18 protein-coding genes are annotated in these 19,058 nt (G+C 50.8%); 6 read left to right on the forward strand and 12 right to left on the reverse strand.

What is annotated here, in order from left to right:
- Window positions 1-3: 3 nt before the first annotated feature.
- From SH573x_RS28675 to SH573x_RS28715, 9 genes are all read right to left on the reverse strand, one after another.
- Window positions 4-366: a hypothetical protein gene (locus SH573x_RS28675; RefSeq protein WP_479351459.1), complete on the reverse strand. Its 363-nt coding sequence runs from the start codon at window positions 364-366 to the stop codon at window positions 4-6.
- Window positions 363-1,034 carry an AAA family ATPase gene (locus tag SH573x_RS28680; protein WP_479351460.1) on the reverse strand — a complete coding sequence of 224 codons (672 nt, stop codon included), beginning with the start codon at window positions 1,032-1,034 and terminating at the stop codon, window positions 363-365. The genes SH573x_RS28675 and SH573x_RS28680 overlap by 4 nt, the downstream gene beginning before the upstream one ends.
- A gap of 828 nt (window positions 1,035-1,862) precedes the next feature.
- On the reverse strand, window positions 1,863-2,576 hold the full coding sequence (locus SH573x_RS28685) for a leucine-rich repeat domain-containing protein (RefSeq protein ID WP_479351461.1): 714 nt from the start codon (window positions 2,574-2,576) through the stop codon (window positions 1,863-1,865).
- A 251-nt stretch (window positions 2,577-2,827) separates the two neighbouring features.
- The gene (locus tag SH573x_RS28690) at window positions 2,828-3,322 is read right to left on the reverse strand and encodes a hypothetical protein (protein WP_479351463.1); all 495 of its coding nucleotides are present in this window, start codon (window positions 3,320-3,322) and stop codon (window positions 2,828-2,830) included.
- Window positions 3,323-3,388: 66 nt separating this feature from the next.
- The gene (locus tag SH573x_RS28695; protein ID WP_479351465.1) at window positions 3,389-3,718 is read right to left on the reverse strand and encodes a hypothetical protein; all 330 of its coding nucleotides are present in this window, start codon (window positions 3,716-3,718) and stop codon (window positions 3,389-3,391) included.
- Window positions 3,715-4,287, reverse strand: coding sequence for a hypothetical protein (locus tag SH573x_RS28700; RefSeq protein WP_479351466.1), 573 nt, complete (start codon window positions 4,285-4,287; stop codon window positions 3,715-3,717). The genes SH573x_RS28695 and SH573x_RS28700 overlap by 4 nt, the downstream gene beginning before the upstream one ends.
- Before the next feature lie 58 nt (window positions 4,288-4,345).
- The gene (locus SH573x_RS28705) at window positions 4,346-5,215 is read right to left on the reverse strand and encodes a DUF8464 domain-containing protein (protein ID WP_479351468.1); all 870 of its coding nucleotides are present in this window, start codon (window positions 5,213-5,215) and stop codon (window positions 4,346-4,348) included.
- A gap of 28 nt (window positions 5,216-5,243) precedes the next feature.
- Entirely contained in the window at window positions 5,244-5,531 is a 288-nt protein-coding gene (locus SH573x_RS28710) for a DUF6117 family protein (RefSeq protein WP_479351470.1), read from the reverse strand.
- A gap of 56 nt (window positions 5,532-5,587) precedes the next feature.
- On the reverse strand, window positions 5,588-6,157 hold the full coding sequence (locus SH573x_RS28715) for a DUF6876 family protein (RefSeq protein WP_479351471.1): 570 nt from the start codon (window positions 6,155-6,157) through the stop codon (window positions 5,588-5,590).
- 132 nt (window positions 6,158-6,289) lie between these two features.
- Here SH573x_RS28715 and SH573x_RS28720 point away from each other — a divergent pair, with 132 nt between their 5' ends.
- From SH573x_RS28720 to SH573x_RS28735, 4 genes are all read left to right on the forward strand, one after another.
- Window positions 6,290-6,589 (forward strand): hypothetical protein, encoded by a 300-nt coding sequence (locus tag SH573x_RS28720; RefSeq protein ID WP_479351473.1) that lies wholly within the window; start codon window positions 6,290-6,292, stop codon window positions 6,587-6,589.
- An 818-nt stretch (window positions 6,590-7,407) separates the two neighbouring features.
- The gene (locus SH573x_RS28725) at window positions 7,408-7,812 is read left to right on the forward strand and encodes a response regulator (RefSeq protein ID WP_479351475.1); all 405 of its coding nucleotides are present in this window, start codon (window positions 7,408-7,410) and stop codon (window positions 7,810-7,812) included.
- Window positions 7,813-8,130: 318 nt separating this feature from the next.
- The gene (locus SH573x_RS28730; RefSeq protein WP_479351477.1) at window positions 8,131-8,841 is read left to right on the forward strand and encodes a YkgJ family cysteine cluster protein; all 711 of its coding nucleotides are present in this window, start codon (window positions 8,131-8,133) and stop codon (window positions 8,839-8,841) included.
- Between the two features lie 48 nt (window positions 8,842-8,889).
- On the forward strand, window positions 8,890-9,753 hold the full coding sequence (locus tag SH573x_RS28735) for a type II secretion system protein (protein ID WP_479351478.1): 864 nt from the start codon (window positions 8,890-8,892) through the stop codon (window positions 9,751-9,753).
- 145 nt (window positions 9,754-9,898) lie between these two features.
- Here the strand turns inward: SH573x_RS28735 and SH573x_RS28740 are convergent, their stop codons facing one another.
- Both SH573x_RS28740 and SH573x_RS28745 read right to left on the reverse strand, forming a co-directional pair.
- The gene (locus tag SH573x_RS28740) at window positions 9,899-15,568 is read right to left on the reverse strand and encodes a helicase-like domain-containing protein (RefSeq protein ID WP_479351480.1); all 5,670 of its coding nucleotides are present in this window, start codon (window positions 15,566-15,568) and stop codon (window positions 9,899-9,901) included.
- Window positions 15,569-15,620: 52 nt separating this feature from the next.
- Window positions 15,621-16,151 carry a hypothetical protein gene (locus SH573x_RS28745; RefSeq protein WP_479351482.1) on the reverse strand — a complete coding sequence of 177 codons (531 nt, stop codon included), beginning with the start codon at window positions 16,149-16,151 and terminating at the stop codon, window positions 15,621-15,623.
- Window positions 16,152-16,446: 295 nt separating this feature from the next.
- Here SH573x_RS28745 and SH573x_RS28750 point away from each other — a divergent pair, with 295 nt between their 5' ends.
- Window positions 16,447-17,349 (forward strand): DUF4238 domain-containing protein, encoded by a 903-nt coding sequence (locus SH573x_RS28750; protein ID WP_479351483.1) that lies wholly within the window; start codon window positions 16,447-16,449, stop codon window positions 17,347-17,349.
- A gap of 188 nt (window positions 17,350-17,537) precedes the next feature.
- Here SH573x_RS28750 and SH573x_RS28755 read toward each other — a convergent pair whose 3' ends face one another.
- A complete protein-coding gene (locus SH573x_RS28755; RefSeq protein ID WP_479351484.1) occupies window positions 17,538-18,185 on the reverse strand; it encodes an ankyrin repeat domain-containing protein in 648 nt (215 codons plus the stop codon).
- Between the two features lie 117 nt (window positions 18,186-18,302).
- Between SH573x_RS28755 and SH573x_RS28760 the strand changes: the two genes are divergently transcribed.
- Window positions 18,303-18,806, forward strand: coding sequence for a hypothetical protein (locus SH573x_RS28760; RefSeq protein ID WP_479351486.1), 504 nt, complete (start codon window positions 18,303-18,305; stop codon window positions 18,804-18,806).
- Window positions 18,807-19,058 lie beyond the last annotated feature (252 nt).

Genomic DNA, 19,058 nt, shown 5'->3' on the forward strand with positions numbered 1-19,058 from the left:
TTCTTAATCGTAATAGCCATTGGTGCGGAGCCATTGCTCAAGGGCCGCTTCCATGATGTCTTGCACATGAAATGGCTTTGTTCCCGCCAGTTGGCGCTGCAATGATGCACGCTTCAGCGCTGAAGCTACTTCCGGCGTGCAACGTGTAGTCACGGGCACCCTGCCAGAAATCTGAGGAAGTACTGTGCGATCGATTGGTTGAGCAATTTGCTCTACGACTTTCTCTACAGCAGGTTTGGCAATGGGTTCTGCTTTTTCAGCCACTGTCAGTTCTGGCTTGCGTTTCGCTCCAAAAACAAATTCTGCTTCAAGCTTCTTCGCTTCCTCGGGTTGTAGGCCTGCGATGAGTGGTCTACGTTCTTTCATGCGGCTTTGGCCCCCCGCCCACTGTTGCGTTTACGCTTCGCCTCCGGAAGTATCTCAGAGAAGATCTTTTTGATTTCGTCGGCTGCTTCGCGCGCTCGTGCTCCCAAATCCCACACGACCGCACCTTGGCCTGGCGCATCTGCATAAATCTGACGTAAGATCATCGCGGTTTTTGCCATCGGCAAGTTAAGAGCCGCTGCCGCATCTTTCATATCCTGTGTAAGGCGGTAGGTTTTTCCAACCATGCTTAGGATGATGATTGCCTTTGGAACTCCACCACGAATATCCTGTGCCTGCCTCAGTACCTCAGTGGCTTTGGCCAGCGCACGCACTTCCAGCATCGACGCCTTACAAGGCACGATCGCCATGTCGGCGCGTAGTAGAAGCGCCCTACTCGTTTCAGTTTGACTCCCTGGTCCATCCGCAACTACGTAGTCTGCTTCCTGCGCTAGTGTAGGTAGCTCATTCAAGATATGGTCAGGATTATCGAGGCGGACGGCACGCACACCTGGACACGCTTCGCGAATCCATTCAGATGAGCTCTGCTGCGTATCGCAGTCTGCGAGGATTACAGAATGCCCCTGCTCGTAGAGCCAGGCGGCTAAATGGACCGATGTCGTTGATTTCCCGACACCGCCCTTACTATTGGCAACAGCGATGATAGTCATGCAAACGTGCATAGCGCACATCAAACTAGTTGGCAAGTGGAAAACGCATCTTGCTTTGTGGTAAGATAACCAACCAGCAAACAAAGTAGCAGCACTATAGGCTTGCACTCCAGCAAGCTGTTATGACTTACAGACCGTAAACATGCAAGCTTGATTACATGTTTACAGGCAAACAAGAAAGCATCCCTACTAACACATCGAATAATAATTTCGATCGTCGTTGTTGCGCTGACAGGCCGTACCGGATGCGTTTCTGTTAAGTGCTCACGAATCGACAAATGGACAAAGTCCATGAGATGGATGCCGAACCTTGCGCGGTGCACCGTATCGATATCACTGGCCAACACAATGCATGAGTGACGGTGTTGCAAATTTGCCCACAGGTAAACTGGTTTTCTTGCTGTCTAGATTGGCGGCTTGGCGGTCAACTGACTTAGCAGATTCGAAGCAAGTAGGGAGGACTAAAAGCAAGCATGTAAACAAGCTTTCATGATTACCGGCAAACATGAAAACATGTCACCAGGTCAACCAGCCAGACTTGCTACTTGTTGGCCTACCAATAAGCAGTTTTACCGTAAAACAGGTCCTTAGCTCTGCTAAGGGAAGATGTCTGATGAATTCTGAGAGGATTGGTCATGAGCAACGCGAATGTCCAATCCGGTCTTCCGACGGGTCGAACGAGCGCAGCGAAGTGAGACTAAGTGACTGAGTTGGCCGACTAACTGAGTCACGTCGAAGTGGTTATTTGATCATCGAGTCTGGCGACGTCAAACGCACAGCACTCAGCCCTGGAGGGAGTTGGATATGTTACCTAAAAACAAGCTTGGTCTATCGCCCACGAACAAATGGGCTCGTTGCGATAACCTCTGTAACTCCGATTTCTTGGTCATGAGGCGAATGACTTTCAATCAGACCGCTGACAGTAGATTCTCTGGCTATATTTTGATGCTTCCGTTCAATCACCATCGTATTGTCGTTCAAATCTGTGATACTCACGTGCTGAATCTTCGATACATACTTAAATGCAGCATCCGTCATCGTGAAGTCGCCCAGCTCAAGTTTTTCAAGATTAGGAAGCTGACCGATCGCCTCCAATCCGTCATCCGTGAAGGAATTGAACATCAATGACAGATTTTGCAGGCTCGAGATACGACTGATAGTTTTCAAACCAGCGTCGGCAATGCTATTGCCCGCAACTTCGAGTTGCTTGAGACCTTTCATATCCGACAGCGGTTCTATCTTGGAGTCGTCGATGAAGCAGCCACCTAAATTTAGCGTTTCAATATTCTGCATCTTGGCAATCTCTTTGATTGCCCCGGCATCGAGGGAGTTGTTGCTTAAATCCAATACTCGTAACTGAACGGCCTGAGCGAGTTCTTTGAGGCCTTCAGCGGTAATATCGTTTTCACTCAGGTCAAGGCTGTTGATCTGCGGGTTTGCCTGTAGAAACGCAACCACTTCCCGCATATTGTGATCGGTTAGGCTTTCTGAGCACAAATCCAGATGCGTCGGTGTCGTGATTCTGAAGTTGATCGTATTCATAGACGTCGATCATTATCACCACTATCGACGCAAGTCAATAAATGAGAGATGTCCTGACTGCATGACATGACTGTTTGGCAATTGGAGTTGGCCACTTCTGTTCTTGGTACGGATAAGACCGCATGAGGCCACGTTCTTCGCTACCGGTCTCGAACATGCTTCCGTCGCCATCGTTCCAGAAGCAAGAGGCGTGACGATTCAGATGGTTTGCGATTGGCCGGAAACGGCTCACAAATTCGTCCTCGGTGATTTCAACGGGCATCATAGCCAGCCTCCGTGCAATGAATAGCAATTTGTTTCGACCTACCGTCATAGCCGAACGCTTCATTGAGCAATTCGGCGAGCCAGTGGTGATGGGCGATAGATTCAGAATCTAAGTTGGCAGAATCCTCAGCCAGAATCAAATATTCATGCTTGCCATCGGTCACGCCGATCTCATTCTTGCCGTGGCCATGAGCGACTATTAACACCGAGTAGGGGCCGGGATGGATCTTCCGAAACCGGTTAAGCAAGTTGTGGTTGGTGGGCCTGAGTCGTGAGCGGAGTGGCATGAATTGCCGGTTCAATGCATATGCCATCGCATAGGCAACCGCTTCGGCTTCGTCGCGTGCTTCCCAGTAGCTGGAATAGGCAACGATGCAACTCGTGCGAAGGCATGTGACATCGAATGTGTTATCAACACCGTTCCTACCAGGCAGGTAGGCAAATGGTCCGCGAATCCTTGATTTGATGTTGTGGCTGTTCATAAAAGCATCCTTTCGTTTTTGCTGCTGCCAGCCTCCGCTGTACGGAGACTGGCAGTAAGCCATAGGTTAAGCGGCAACTTCCTCAGCTCCTTCAGAGTAGTCTTCTGCATCTTCAGCTACCTCGGTTGCTTCGGCATTGGTTCCGCCGATCGTGCCGATCGGGTGATCGTTCAAAAATGTCCAAGTGCTTTCCAGCACCTCGATCAGGAATGGGATTTGTTCGTGTGAGACATACATGCACATGCGTTCCCACTTGCCGTTTTTCTTGTAGCTGCGTTGCACATTGATGCTGCGGTATTTGCGGCCGTCATGCTCGTTTTCAAACACGGCGATCGAGATGCCAGCTCGAAGCTGCTTGCGGTAAACGGGTTCTGCTACAGATTTAGTATTGGTCATAAAATGGTTCCTTCCTTTGTTGTTGATCCGGCTACGAACGACCGCAGCCTGATGGCGAGCATTAGAAACTCGGCATAGGCGGGAGCATCGCGAGTTTGCAAGCTGAAAAGCCGAAGGCTTCCTTTAGGAAAGCGGCTTTTCTGCTTGCAAATCCCGACGACGAGTTTAAGCACGCCAGAAATCATGGCTGTGGTCGTTTGTAGCCGAGACGAGGTCACAATGAATGGAGGCATGAGGTGATCAAAGAGACCTGCATGCATAACCCAGCGACAGAGAGCGTTCGTGTGGCAAAGCGATTTCGGTTGAATGAGCTTTCGCTTCAATTCAGCATTAAGATACAACCGCCTTAAAACGGCAATCGCATGAGTATGGTTGGATCGTGCGACCATGGCAGTATCGAGCGGATGCGACTGCATGTGCATCCGGGTGATCTGCCGGGCGGCATGAGCAGAGGCCGTAGGCCGAATGCCGCCGTGCTGGCGAAGAGCAGAGCATCGCTGCGCGATGAGTTGGGGAGAGGCTATTTCTAATCTGTTGATGTCCCGACATTTTGCGGCGGTGCTGGCCAAGGGAAAACGGGGACGTGATTAGATGGTTAGATCGTAGAGCAAAAACTCCAATATCGCTCTAGCAGGCGACTTTATCGGACGACACGTGCCATTCGTTCAGGTCTTTAAATCCATCATAGAGCTTGGATCGGTCCACGCATTCCACACCAGGCAGATCGGATACGATCCGGTCGAAAAATTCTTGTCCGGCACGGTCGAGATCGCGATACACCTCCACGCGTGTGGCACCCAGATCTTTGATTTTGGCAACCGCCTGGTCTTTCATCGAAACCGAGTTAAGCACAATCACGCCACACTTGCTGTCGATCGCAGGAACCATCAGCGATGTCAAGAAATCGAAGAACCCCTCAAAAATCTGCACGGTGGTTGAGCAACGGGCAATCGTGCGAATTGCTTTCTTGCCATAGCTGCGTTTATAGGTTGGGCTGCGTAACTCGTAGCCACCGGCATCATTGGCAAATGCCAATGCATGCTCGGTCTTACCAGCATATTCATAGGTAGCCTGTTTGAGATAGGGCAACGCTTTGTTTGGGTCGATGCCACGTGATCGAAGGTAAGCAAACAGCCACCGCGATTGCAATGGCCCAAATTCCATGGCTTCCGGTGCCGATTCAATATGCGGATGCGGTGTTTCGCGACGTTGCAAAGGAATCGATTGCGATCCCATGATGTCGCCAATGCGATGCAATGCATCGGGAATCGATCCGAGACTCTCAAGCTTGATCATGAGGTCGAGTATGTCACCGCCTTCGCCACTGCCAAAATCAAACCACAGATTGCGGCTACGATTCACTTTGAAAGAAGCAGTATCCTCACCACGAAACGGGCTCAAATACCAACTCTGCGTCATGGAGCTGCGAGTAGGGGAGCAACCGAGTCGTGAGAGGAAATCGTCGAGTTGGATTTGTTTTGCTTGCTTGATGTTCATAGGTCCTCATTTCTCCCGAAAGACGAAGTCATGCTACGCTTCCATTGCCATAACGCGTTAGCGTTGGCAACGATTTTTCAGAATCCGATGCTGGTACGAACCGCTCATACGGATTGCCGGTGCGCAGCGTAGCCAGTGGCACAAATTGCAAACCGTCCTGGGTATCCGGATCGGGGTTGACGGCACACACCATGAACACAGGTTCATGCGTGTGCTGGTCGAAGGCACTGAGCAAGCAGATGCGATGCTCAGTGATGGCATCGACCAGGGTTTCAAAATTGGTTTTCGAAGAGGGATCGATTGGTAAGAACTGCATATGTAAATTCTCCAGCGATGCCAGACGCGGTGACGCGTCTGGCGGTGATTGTTAATTCAGTGTTCGGAAGGCAGATATAGCGTCCAGTAGATGCCATCAAAGCCAGCCCAGATATCGACCTGCTTCATCGGGAAATCGGTGAATACAATTTCCTGACGGATGAAGGGCACTTCACCGGCGTCGGCCTCTGCCGTCAACACTGCTTTTTCGTCATTGACTTCGAGACGCCAGAATTGCATCTGCTTGAGTCGATAATCCTTAGCCATGGCAGCGTTCATTTCAGGACTGCCGAAATAGGAAGCAATAGCATCGATCAGCCAGTAGGCCTTGCCGGCGTCGGCTAGATATCGGACGCCTGGTGTATAGATCACCTTGCGATTGAGCGGATGTGTGTACCGAAGGAGATCGCCGGTGAACTGGTAAAGTGAGCTTTCGCTGAGTGGTTCGAGTGATTGTTGAGATTGTGCATTGGGCATAACGAGTCCTTTCGGATGATGTGGCTGGCCACCACAATGCGGCCAGACCACCAACCATGCCACGACAGTTGAAGCTGTGGCTGCAAGCGAAAGGCCGAAGGCTTCCTTTAGGAAAGCGGCCTTGGCAGCTTGGGAAGCGACAGCGCCCAAACAGCCACAGCTGACTGGCGTATCCATCAGGTGAATCTGGCTATGTGGTGGCAGACACTCATTGAAGATCCGGTGATTGACGCTGCGAAATCCGATGTGCGACTAGAGCCCTAAACCAACCATGGAGGATCTATGACGACTATTAACGAAGCAACCCAACCCGAAGAAACGCCAGCCGCAGGTGGGCGTCCGATTCACACGATCGCTGGCTCTGGCGGACTGCGTGTTGCCATCTGGAAAAGCAAAGGTGAACACGGCGATTTCTACAACGCCAAAATCGAGCGTCGCTACATGGACAATAGCCATGAATGGCAATCGACCGCGTCACTTCGCTCGGACGATTTGTTGCGTGCTGCAAAAATGTTCGAAGAAGCAGACCAGTGGATTGAGCAGGACAAGCAGAAGCAGCGTGGCCTGAAAGAGGTCGGGTAATTCAGCGATAGGATGGATCCCACCGGATCTGCTTCATTCTGAGCAGTACGATGACTGCGACAGGTGAGCCCGAGCGATCGAGTAAAAGATTTTTATAAGTGTGAGTGCCGGTAGGCTTACTGTGCTTTGGGCACACTGCACTCGCAAACTACAGATCGCATTAGCAGGTAAAACTACTCACACGCAAGACTTGGATATCGAAACAACTTCCGTCAGATTGCAGCACGCAACCAATAGAAGCGTCGCGGACGATGGAACGTAATACGCCGGAACGCTACGCACATCGCTTTATTGATCCGAGCAACTCATACTCAGTTTGCTTCCGCTTGCGTCCGGTGAATGGAAGCAAGTCGCCGGTCGACCTCAAATCGGCCGGTGACATTTGTTCTTCATAGCTCTTATGTTGGATCTGCTACCGGCCATTGCGATATAGCTCGACGATCAATTTGACCAAGTCATCGCGTGTCAGTAGATTTGGCAAGGTTGGCTCCAAGGGCGGATGCATTGAATACTGCCACTAGTTCGGGTTGCATGCTAATTTACTTGAGCGGCAACCACATTGGGTATGCGATGTGGTTTAGGCAGAGCAGAATCTTTCCCATCTCCCTCGACAAATCGCGTTGTACATGGGAGGAATTGATCGAGTGTAGTTAAAGACACGCCCTTTGCCACTGACGCTCGAATCGAGAAATCCATCGCTGGTGGAATCCGCCAGTCGCTCATGGTGCGACTCTCGATTCACTTCGAACTGCTCGGTGCAATCATATGGGTTGGCCCAGGGATAGCTCCAATCGCAGGAACTTGACATTGAAACTCGATTGATCGCTGGCGACAACTTTTATCAAGTGCTCGTCGTTGATGACATTTTGACGATACGCATTGTCCTTTCGCGACTGCTGGAGCGAATGGGACATCAAGTCAAATCGGTTGATTCGGGAAAGCAGGCCCTCCTTACGTTGAACGAATTTCGTGCAGATATCATAGTTTCTGACATATCCATGCCGGAGATGGACGGATACGAATTTGTCCAACTGCTGCGTCGACGACCGGATACCCGTCTCAAATTCATCGTGGCAATGACTGCAAACGGCGAAAGTTCTAGCGAACAGGCTTCATTTGCTGCTGGCTTTGATGCCCACTGGACCAAGCCATTCGATCTGGCATCCATTCAACGCACTCTTGCTGACCGAAGCATCAAGGCCCCAAGTAACGAATTTGCATAGGCTACCGGTCCATCGTCACTCGTTGGTGACACCTCGCGGCCGGCACGTTGTCGCTCATCGCTAGATGAGCCAGCGTGCCGGACCCCCGATTCTTGCAAGCATGTCTGAGTGGCACTTTAACGCCTGCCTATTCACGGATAGGCAAGATAGCTGGTCATTACCGATGCCCCCGCAACTCACACAGCTGCAATGGACGTGGATGGCCTACGGATTCGCCATTGCGTTATCCGACAGTGCCCGTTTTCAGTCGATAGCAACAATCGCGTATACTCAGTAGACGGAACAGCTCCCCTCGCATACTCGAAAAGTCTTTCATTCATGCTCGATACACCTGAAGAATTCCGCTCATTGCTTGAACATCAGCAGCGACGAACCGCTGAAGACATTGACTTAGTGAAGAAACGTAAGCAGTCAATTGCAACAATTGCCCAAAATGCCTGCGAGCAACTTCAGACGCTCTCCGACATTTCGCCTGAACGAATGTCGCGGGCCTGCTCAAAAGGCTGTGCACTATGCTGCTCAGTACCCGTCGATTGCTCCATTCCGGAGGCCGTTGCAATCGCCAAGAATGTGAAACAGAAATCAGCCACAGAACAGGCGGCGATCATGGCAAAGCTGAAAGCAAACGCCGACACGATTAGGAAGATGACCTTCGAACGACACCGAAAATCGATTATTCCCTGTGCATTGCTGGCTGACGATAACACCTGCTCAGTCTATGAATCGCGTCCGCTCGGCTGCATTGGATTCACCTCAACGTCACTCGCCATATGCCAACTTGCATACGACAACCCTGAAGACGAGTCGATCAAAATGCCACAAGACATGCCGCTCTACGCCGCGAGGGCCGCTGTCGCGACGGGGATGGCTCTCGGAGCGAAATCGAGGAACCTCTGCACCGAGGCATTTGAGTTACATAGTATTGTATTGCTGGCCATGGAAGAACCGAAGACCGCCGCGCAGTGGATCAATGGAGTGAAAAAATTCAAGGCGATCAGACGCGGGGACAGCTCTTCAATGAGTGGATGATTTGCTGATGTTAACCCAATTTTAACCACTGGCTGCTACGATGGCCGAATGGTCGCAATCCCTGAATTCGCAAAACGCAGTTCGGCAGCATTCACGCTGCTCGAACTCAGCATCGCATTGGTGGTGATTGGACTGCTGGTGGGCGGGGTGATGGTTGGGAAGGATTTAATTGCTGCATCAACCAGACGTGCGACGATCAGTCAAGTTGAACAAATCAATGTCGCGATTACGACATTTAAATTGAAATACAGCTGTTTGCCGGGTGACTGTGCTAACGCGACAAGTTTCTTATCGGCAGGAAATTGCAATAATACCACAGAGACAACCGGAACGTGCAATGGCAACGGAAACGGCAGGCTCTTTGGACCAACAGGGGCAAATTACTCCCAAACAAACACTGAAAGTCTGAGGGAGTTTTTTCACGCGTTTTGGCAATTAAAACTCGCAGGGCTTTTCAACGCAGAAATGAGTGATCCTGGTAACAGGTCTCTGACATATTCCGATTGGAGCGTAGCGGGTTTTAACTCCCCTGTCAGTAAACTAGGGATGCCTTCCGGATTCGGGTTGATATACTTGCAAAATTCCGATCAGCAGGCCAACGCTTCCGTAACTGGTGCCACTGGCAGCAATTGCTATCTGGGTAGAACAAGTGGCAATTTTCTTACGTTATCGAGGATGAATCCAGGCGATGGAACAAATGCACCTTGTATCGGCGTCATGGATGCCAAAACAGCATTTGACATAGATACAAAGTTAGATGACGGTGATCCGTCAAAGGGTAAGACATTGTCAAGCCAACGTTATGGACAGTGTTCTTACGCCGCCAGCAGTACATCAGATGCCGCGACCAATGCCTTGTATGATCTGAATTCAAATGGCGGTTGTGCGTTGGCTTTTAGAATGCCTGACTGACTTTTACCGCAGAACGGTTGCAAGTCACAACGTCTGGCAGGCGTCATTTATCGCTGCTCCGTAAGTATTTCACCGCTAGAATCGCTTTACGCATCCGATCATCTGCGAGATCAACATGCCATCGCTCACTCTCCTCGCCCGACAATTAAGCAATCGACCTCTCTTGCTTAGTTGGCTGACTTAACCGCTGCTGAAATCCTTTCGGCAACTTAAATGCGTCAACGCTCGCATCGTCATCGATGTCATGCTCGATAGTTGCAATTTCATGCCGCGAATCCCTCCGCTTCTGCAGCTGACGGATGATCGGCTCCTCTGCGGTTGAGACGGGCTTTTCATCGTCACTCCGCTCGACTTCTGGCTTCTGCACGGAAGCTTTCAATGATTCGATATCGGCTGCGATTTCTGAAGTTGGCCGACGAATCTCGCCTTCAGCAATTGGTTTATCTGACAATGCCGTTTTCAGTTCATCGCGAAGGGATCGAAGTGAATCTGCATAACCGCCAAACTGAAACTCTCTCCCAATCTTTCCCTGATAATCGATCAGCTGCTTTTGTGCGAGCGGTAGATCGGTTTCAGCTTTCATCTGTTGCTCAGGATAGCTATCTTCCAATCGTTTTAATGCATTGAAGACTGCACGAGCACCTGGTTCACGCGTGACGCTTGCGAGCCGAGTCACGCCACCTTCAAGAAAAATTTCCGGTGCTATATGTGGATGAAGGTGGATGCCAAACGGCAAGCCGTGATATTCACCAAGGTAGCGTCGCATCGGACTATTCACCTCAATCGGAAGCCGTTCCAATTGTTCGGCGAGCATCGCGTTTTGTGATTCAATCATCGAACGCTTGCCAGCGATAATGATGGGCTCCAACTCGTTGGCTTTCAATGTTGCGAAATCCGCTTTGAGTTTTTCAACACGGTCGGATAGTCGTTCAATCGTATCTGGCAGCTCTTTAAGTTTGCGTCGAGCCAGGTATTGCTCGTCCGAATGATTCTTACGAAGGATGCTCAGGCGTTGTAATTCTGCGTCAGTTTCAGCGAGGGTGAGGACGGCGGGATTGCCGGACGCAATCGCTTTTACCTCAGCATAGGAAAGCTCCTGCCCGCCGACATCGTCGGCATGGCGAGCTCCTGTGCCACCAGTCATGATCTGAGAGATAAACCTGGCTTTGGTCTCCAATGCCTGCCACATGAAACTGTCAAATGATCCGGCAGTGACGTATCGGAAGATTTCTACTTCCGGATTGAGATTTCCTTGCCGTAAGATCCGACCGTCTCGCTGCTCAACCTCTGCAGGTTTCCACGGTGCATCTGCGTGATGCAGTGCGACCAGTCGCTTCTGAACGTTTGTGCCAGTTCCCATTTTTTGCGTGCTGCCAATCAGCACGCGGATAGAGCCATTACGGACCTTCTCAAACAAAGCTTGCTTCTTCGCATCGGATTCGGCTTCGCCGATCGATGCAATCTGCTCTTTCGGGATACCGCGAGCGATGAGCTTGCGGGTAATGTCATCGTAAGCCGAAAAGCCCCAGGGTGTTTTATGGACGCCCATGTCACAAAAGACTAGCTGTGTGCCGCGAGTAGGGGAGGATTCTTTCCAGACGCAAGCAACATTTTCAACCAGTGCGTTGAGCTTCGAATGCGGATCATCTGGCGCGTTGGGAACAAGCATGCGTGCATCGAGTGCAAGCTTGCGACCGTCGGTCGTAATCGCCAGGGCATTGTCCACTCGTGGATCAATCTTCTGCGACCGTAGCCGTTCATAACGCTCGACCAGTTCCTGCTGGATGGCTGCCTGTGCATCGGTCATTGCGGTTGCAACCGTTTGCGGTTTGCCGCCTTTGAGTTTTGGGCGTGGCAGATCAAGCATGTCTGCGGTCTGCACATCGGCAAACATCCGAAACATCTGCTGCAGCTCGGGCAGGTTATTAAAGCGTGCGAAGCGACTACGCGGGCGAAGCGAAGCACCGTCTGGCGATATCTCCATCGACTCAACGACTTCGCCAAAGTTAGCAGCCCAGGCATCGAAATGTTCAATGCCCCGTTCGAGCAAGCCATTCAAATACAGGAAGCGTTGCATGTTGTACATCTCAACCATGGTATTGCTGATCGGCGTGCCGGTCGCAAATGTTACCCCATGACCAGGATGCAATTCATCGAGGTAGCGGGATTTCATGTAGAGGTCGAAGGATCGCTGGCTGCCGCCGGTCTGGATACCCGCAACACGGTCCATCTTGGTAGCGGTTTCAAGGTTTTTAAAGTAATGAGCTTCATCGACAAAGATATGGTCGACACCAAGCTCATCGAATACTAGGCCGTCATCTTTCTTTTCTTCGGCGGATAGTTCCTTCAGCTTGTTTTCTCGGTTGGCTTTTTGTTTTTCGATCGTCTTGATCAAATTGCGGTTGTTCTGCTTGCCGTCAGCACGACTAACGTCTTTAAGGAGCTCTTCATATTCAGCGACTTGCTCGCGAAGGAAACGCTCCTGATACTCGGCCGACATACCGATACGTTCAAACGAGCTGTGGGTCACGATGATGCCATCCCAATCGCCACTGGCAATCTTTGCCGTCAAGAATTTGCGGCGGTCCTTGCCCATATCGTCCTTCGATGCGACCAGTAACTTTGCGTTCGGATAGAGCTGAATGAACTCGCGGGAGAATTGCTCGAGCATGTGGTTCGGCACGACAAACATCGGCTTCTTGATCAGGCCCGCCTGTTTGAGCTTCATGCCGGTTGCTGCCATGGTGAATGTCTTGCCGGCACCGACGGCGTGGGCGAGTAGGGTATTACCACTACTCATAGCCCGCCAGATCGCATCTTTCTGGTGCTGGCGAAGTGAGATGGTTTCATTCATGCCGGAGAATGCCAGGTGTGATCCATCAAATAGCCGTGGACGCAGATTGTTATAGGTATCGTTGTAAAGCCGAACCAATCGTTCGGTACGTTCCGGCTCGCTGAAGATCCAGTTACGAAATCGCTCCTTGATCAGCTTCTGCTTTTCTTTAGCAGCTAAGGTTTCATCCTGATTCAGAATGCGTTCTTCGCCTTCAGATGTTTTGACCGTGTCATAGATGAGTGGGGTACGCATATTGAGCGCGAGCTCAAGTAACTGCGTGCCTTTAATCCGTGTGGTGCCGTAGTCGGAAGTTGCTGCAACGGATTGCTCGGCAGCATAGTTGGCATCGACACTCCAGACGGCATCTTTCTTCAAATGCCCGATGCGAACGGCACCAGGATTCACCTGGAAGAGTTCTGCGGCAAAGGCTTCGATATCAGATGCAGGCACCCATGGTGCTCCAAGATTGGCATCAATATCCCCAGGCAGGATATCAGGTGGTTGCACTAGCTTTAGCTTTTCCACATTGCCCGCAAACTCAGGACCTGCTGCTTCAGCGAGTTGCAATTTGTGGCGAACATTGCCAGAGAGATAGACGTCAGCGGTTTCATAACCGCGAGTTTCTGGATTGAGGTAGATCAGATCGCCGAGTTCCTGCAATATTTGTTTCTGGTCTTTGCCGTAGAGGCTCGCAATCAATGCCAGGTCGATGCCGCCCGTTTGATCGAGCGATACGATTAAGCCTTCTTCGGCCGATGAAACGTGGTCGATCGGCTTCGTCCGCCCGACCACATCCTGGCCAAAGATGGTCGCCTTTGTAGCAATGCCGGTAACTTCATCATATTCTTCGAGCGAGCTGACCAGCATCGCATCCGGGTCTTCCCGAAACTTGACCAGGTTCGGCATGCGGCGGATGACGTTGCCATCCTTGGTTTCGCTGAAGGTCGTTTTGTTGATCGGCCCGTAAGCCGATACAAACCGGTCGTAGAGTTGGTTCAGTGACTTACGGGTGGCTTGCCTTTCACTATCTGGCCATGCTTCATTTTGCGACTGCAACACAAGCCTAGCTGCATCGCGAAGACCAATGAGTGCAGCAAGCCGTCTCGACATCATCGTGCCATCGGACTTCAGGATGGTCGATCCATGCATGACGGGCTGTGATGTGCCGCCTTCCAACTGGCAGATCACCCGGTCATCACCAATGAAGAAACTGCCTTCGCCGATATGGCGGCTGGGAGGAGGGCGAGTGAAGCGAGCATGAGCAGGTTCTGATTCCAACCGTGTCGGCAGGATTGCATTGGCTGCAGGCAATCTGGCAGTTGCCATACGGAGCTGCTCGGACAGATCTCCATTCGACTTGATGCTATAGCCTTCTTCACCATAAAACTGATTCTCGAGCGTCCAATCGCCGAGCACCATTTCAGGGTGGTTGATAAAATACTGGTTCACCGTCACCGGTGTCCCATCAACATCTTTCGCTCCCGTTTTAAGCCAATCGGGATCCACATGATTTGGCGTTTCACCTTTTGCACGCTTGCGAAGGAACACGATGTCGGTCACGACTTTGGTACCTTCCTGCTTGAATGCATCAGCGGGTAGGCGTATGGATCCAGCAAAATCAGCCTGGTCTGCCAGATACTCGCGGATCGATGCATTCTGCTTATCGAGCGTAAAATGCGATGTCACTAAAGCAAGTACACCTCCAGGCTTCAACGCATCCATCGATTTGGCGAAGAAATAATCATGCAGTGAATAACGCTCGCCCTTGTGGTCAAGCTTGATATTGGCAAAAGGAACATTGCCAATGACTGCATCGATACGATTTTCAGGAAGCTTGGTATCACGGAAGTTTTCGATACGTATGTCATGGTCGGGATTGAGTGCTCGTGCAATGCGGCCTGAGGTCGTATCGAGTTCCACACCGATAAATCGCTTTCCATCTGGTGCCATGTTCATAAAATTGCCGCTACCGCAACCTGGCTCAAGAATCAGTGCCTGATCAGGCACGCCGAGCCTGCCGAGTGATTCATGCATCGCAGCAATGACTGCTGGCGAAGTATAAAACGCATTGAAGGTGGTACGTTTCGCACTTTCGTACTCGGCGGGGCTGAGCAGTGACTCCAGTTCAGCCCCTAGTGCTTCCCAGGATGCATCTTTGTAGATGCCTTTGATCGGATCGGGAAACAATTGCCTTGCCACTGGACCAAATCCACCAAACTTCGCAAGCATTGCACGCTCGTCGTCGGTTGCCTGTCTGTGATCGTCTTCCAATGATTTCAGGATGCGAACCGCTTGCAGGATGTCGCGGGCTTTCTGCTTTTCGCCATGGGAAGATCCAACGACAATCGGTTTTGCTGCTGATTTAATTTCTATGGGTGGCAGGAGTTGAGTGACTGGTTCATCTTCCGTGATCAGATCGAATAGTGGCTGGCCAGAAGGACGTCGCTTGGCTTTCCATTGCAGTGCATTTATGGCTGTCCTGGTAGGAACTGATCCTTCCATTGTTCGATGGCGACTTCCAATGTTTCCGCTTTCAACTGCTCCACTGGACGATTGGGAAACTGTGCGTGCAACTGGCTTAGCAATTCCAGATGCCTCTCCCGTAGCTGCACTGCCTGCTCCTTCATCGTCAAAAGTAAAGAGTTGCTGCTTGTGAGCTGCTCTAAGAGGATTGGATCCTTCTGCATGAGTTCCTGGACGATGGTCATGTAATGCATGGCTTGGCACCTGTGATTCAGATCGTGCGTTGGCTTCTACTGGATCATCATCCGCCTCGGGTAAAAGCAGCAGTGGTTGCGAGCGGGTTGGCATAGCATTAGCGAAGTGAACGATGTCGACAAAATTTGGTGTGCCATGTCTGCCAGAAGTTTGCGTGGATGGCGAGTAGTTTTTTTGCATGCTCGCCTCCGACCGAAATAGATCCATTTGCAGTGATGAATGATTTCGGATGCGGATTGTTTTTTGTGGATGGTGTTTCATAGAGAGCTCCGCCTGGAAGCGACGAGATCATCGCCGCTTTCGGTGTGGGTGGTTACGCTTCAACGGTCTTGGCAAGAATTTCGGCTTGAAGAGCCGTATGCTCATCGCCGAGCACTACAGCCACCTGGTTCCAGAGCTCGCGGACTTGCTGGCTTGATGTTGCCAGCCACAGCGTATCAAGCAGCGATTCTTTCTCCGCCCGGAGCTTCAGAATTTGCCGACCTAGCTCGTCACCCGCTAATAGTTCGTCCTCGATCTGAGCTGCTTCCTTGCGAACGATGGTGTCCAAATCAGATCGGTTGTGGTACGGATAGGGGCGATTCGGCCCGAGAATCTTTTCGAACATGGATTGCTCAAACGCATCTGCCTTAGCTTGCAGATCCTTGATGGACGCAAGTAGCGATTCGCGTTTCAAATGTAGATCAGCAATTCCCAACTTCTTAAAAGCTGAAGCCCGTGCTTCGGCCTGAATGGTGGACATGAAGATTGGGTTCCTCCATTGCAGTTTCTCGATCGCTCGATTGATGCGTTGCTCGATGCGGGATTTCCAGTGCTCTTTCTCAGTGACGGTTAAACGTGACATAGTGACCTTCCTTGGTAGTTGTTGCATGGCCGCAACAATTGCGACCAATTCACCTCCACGTAACAGCCGGCTAGCCGGAACGAAGTGATCGTGTCCAGCTGAATATTGGGGGTTACCTTCAGGGGGAGCCAATATTCTGCTGGATGCGACCGGCGACGGCTGTAGTTGCCTCCATTCATGGTCACAACTGTTGCGGCTAAGGCATCAAAGTGTTAACTGATTGTGAGCCGTGGTAGCGATCGCGTAGCAATTTCGTAAAATCAGGGTTTTACCGACTTGCTCTTAGCTGTGGCCTATGGGAAATCGAGAGAATCATCACATCGTTCCGACAATGTTCCTTAAGCACTTTACACATGAGCAGCGAAACAATGGCATGCTCTGGGGCTATTCCGAGCCTGGAAGAAAACCGAGATGGGAACCGAAGTCTCCTGCGAGCTTAGGAAGGATTTGGCACTTCTATACCGTGCCAAAGGCTTCGATGGACGGAAATCAGCAGATTGTTGAGGGGCTCATCGGTGAGCAATTCGAGCATAAGTGGTCCAAGGTACTCGACTCGGTAGTAACTGACGCTGCGATGCCAAAGGACCAACCAACCTACAGTGATTTTGTTCAATTCATAGCTTTCACTGCGATTCGAACACCGCGATTCAAGTCGCAAGTCGACGATCTGCGTTCTACGCTTCGCAAATCCAACGAACTTATGTTTCAAATTGAACAACTCTTTGGTCAATTTGATCATCCCGACAAAGAGCTCTATTGGGGAAACTTTTATGGACTTGTTCACAAATTCGAGAACCTCGATCAGGACGATTTTGTTAGGTTTTTGACCCTCTTTACGGCCTGCAATTTTTGGGCTTTTGGTCAACGCTATTGGAAGCTAGTTTCCATTGCCGAAAATGCACCCTTTCTCGTTTGTTCAGATGATCCCGTGGTAGTTTTAGGGGATTGCAATACCATACGCAGTGTATTGGATGTAGGTAGCCCGAATGTAACTGTGGCAATGCCTTTGTCTAAAACGCTTCTGGTCGTATCTCCCAGCAGAACGTGCCTAATACCCGATGCTCTCAGCACGACTGAAGTTGCGAAGCTAAACGGGTTTCAACTGCTAAAGTCCCATTATATTTTCTCTTGTGATCCCAAATTCTGCATTAGCATTGACGAAACCGAGAGTTGGATTTGCAAACGCGAGAGCGACTGAAGCATTACAGCCACCGTCCTATTCCAGGCCGTATAAACGAGCCATGGCTACATTTTTGTGTTTTGGGGTTCGTATACGAGCAACTGGGTTGAATTCCTAATCCGAATTCACAAAGCAGTTCAGTTGCGTGCATTTGCAACTTCGACTTCCTGCCGCAATTCTTGAAGTCTTACATGTGTCAACCGATTCTACCAGAGTTGCTGCCTGGCCAATTCGAGCACCAAGACGCGCTGCTTGTCATCTGCAAATATCCGATGCCAATGCCCAATCAGATCCATGGCGTTCTTACCGCTGCTGTTGCGAATCATAGCGTCGACACCTGCTGTGATGAGGTACTCAACCACGGCAGGCATACGCTGCATGCAGCCACCATGCTCAATCGAATGGATGGCCTGGTGAAGCATGGACTCATTTGCAAACGTCAACGCGTGAATATTTGCTCCAAGCTCGACTAATGTATGAATCACCGCTAGTTCCGTGCTCCGGCAAGCGAAGTGAAGTGGCGTGTGGCCCTTTCGTGTATTCAACTCGATTGCAGCACCCGCCGATACGAGGTAGCGAAATAGCTGGCTATCGCCGCTGCCGACTGCGTGATGCAGACAATTCCTGCCAAATGCATCCCGAGCATTTACATCCGCACCTTGCGAAAGCAGCACCTCAACCATAGCCAAGTCGCCTTTTTGCGACGCGATCATCAGCATGGTCTGATCATGTTGGTTGCGCGTGTCGACTGACAGGCCTTCGAGCAGCAGGTCGATGATACCGCGTTGGTTGCCAACCAGGCACGCTTCAAAAAGCAGATCGGTATCGGAAGGTCGAATGGAGTGCGAAAGCATGCTGAAAACTAGCCGAGTGAAAACAGGCCTGTCAAGGAACATTTGTGGATGCCATTTGGAGCGTGACAAACGCTGTGGGCTTTGGCATTAATTCAACTGGAAACACGGATTCCACCCATGACTCGCTCCCTGAAGCAAAAACACATCGGAAACGTCACCCGCATTCCAGTCGCTACCGGCTTGAAAGTGGCAGCAGTGATGCTCATCGTCAATGTCGCGGCGCTCGCAACTCACATCTATTTCCAGACGGTTTTGTGGTACAGCAGTGACACGACTTCGGAATTGGTGACCACCTTACTATCAACGCTCTGGCTGGTGATCCCGATATCTGCCGCATGGGCCTTGCATCAAACCATGCGGTATGAGCGGAAACTGCTGGCAGCGATCGTCATCAGCTTTGCATGCTGGGTGATGACGTTTGTGTGGTCATTCTTTGCTGTGATGGCCAGCTGGAATTCTGAACGCGATGCAGGAATACAGTATGCGGTAAGCCTCATCTGTGAAACCTATTGCCCAGGCGACACCTGGGAACGTTACGTTCAGAAGCAACGGGAAATACTGAGGATGCTGGAACGGATGCAGCCTGAACCGCAGGAATTTCCGAAGCAGGATACGATTTGAGGGGAACTCACTACGATCGTTAAGCTGTTACGCCAATTAACAGCATTTGTTTTCTAAGCCAATTCCGCAGCGATTATTGCAATTACAAATATTTTTGCCTTGCCTTATTGCAATTACGGTAAAAACTCGCTTATCATGAATAAATCGCACCGCACTCCAGCCATTCGGGGGGGGGCGTGTCGCGGCGACGGCGGCATAAGAATTAATTCTTATGATATATCAACCCTCGCCTCTTACTTGCCAGTTGTTGGC

This window comes from Rania fehmarnensis, assembly GCF_056494185.1.

What these genes read in the sequence shown, in the direction of transcription:
- SH573x_RS28675 (WP_479351459.1), bottom strand. Translation starts at nt 366, where the DNA reads ATGAAAGAACGTAGACCACTCATCGCAGGCCTACAACCCGAGGAAGCG.
- SH573x_RS28680 (WP_479351460.1), bottom strand. Translation starts at nt 1,034, where the DNA reads ATGACTATCATCGCTGTTGCCAATAGTAAGGGCGGTGTCGGGAAATCA.
- SH573x_RS28685 (WP_479351461.1), bottom strand. Translation starts at nt 2,576, where the DNA reads ATGAATACGATCAACTTCAGAATCACGACACCGACGCATCTGGATTTG.
- SH573x_RS28690 (WP_479351463.1), bottom strand. Translation starts at nt 3,322, where the DNA reads ATGAACAGCCACAACATCAAATCAAGGATTCGCGGACCATTTGCCTAC.
- SH573x_RS28695 (WP_479351465.1), bottom strand. Translation starts at nt 3,718, where the DNA reads ATGACCAATACTAAATCTGTAGCAGAACCCGTTTACCGCAAGCAGCTT.
- SH573x_RS28705 (WP_479351468.1), bottom strand. Translation starts at nt 5,215, where the DNA reads ATGAACATCAAGCAAGCAAAACAAATCCAACTCGACGATTTCCTCTCA.
- SH573x_RS28710 (WP_479351470.1), bottom strand. Translation starts at nt 5,531, where the DNA reads ATGCAGTTCTTACCAATCGATCCCTCTTCGAAAACCAATTTTGAAACC.
- SH573x_RS28720 (WP_479351473.1), top strand. Translation starts at nt 6,290, where the DNA reads ATGACGACTATTAACGAAGCAACCCAACCCGAAGAAACGCCAGCCGCA.
- SH573x_RS28730 (WP_479351477.1), top strand. Translation starts at nt 8,131, where the DNA reads ATGCTCGATACACCTGAAGAATTCCGCTCATTGCTTGAACATCAGCAG.
- SH573x_RS28735 (WP_479351478.1), top strand. Translation starts at nt 8,890, where the DNA reads ATGGTCGCAATCCCTGAATTCGCAAAACGCAGTTCGGCAGCATTCACG.
- SH573x_RS28740 (WP_479351480.1), bottom strand. Translation starts at nt 15,568, where the DNA reads ATGAAACACCATCCACAAAAAACAATCCGCATCCGAAATCATTCATCA.
- SH573x_RS28745 (WP_479351482.1), bottom strand. Translation starts at nt 16,151, where the DNA reads ATGTCACGTTTAACCGTCACTGAGAAAGAGCACTGGAAATCCCGCATC.
- SH573x_RS28750 (WP_479351483.1), top strand. Translation starts at nt 16,447, where the DNA reads ATGGGAAATCGAGAGAATCATCACATCGTTCCGACAATGTTCCTTAAG.
- SH573x_RS28755 (WP_479351484.1), bottom strand. Translation starts at nt 18,185, where the DNA reads ATGCTTTCGCACTCCATTCGACCTTCCGATACCGATCTGCTTTTTGAA.
- SH573x_RS28760 (WP_479351486.1), top strand. Translation starts at nt 18,303, where the DNA reads ATGACTCGCTCCCTGAAGCAAAAACACATCGGAAACGTCACCCGCATT.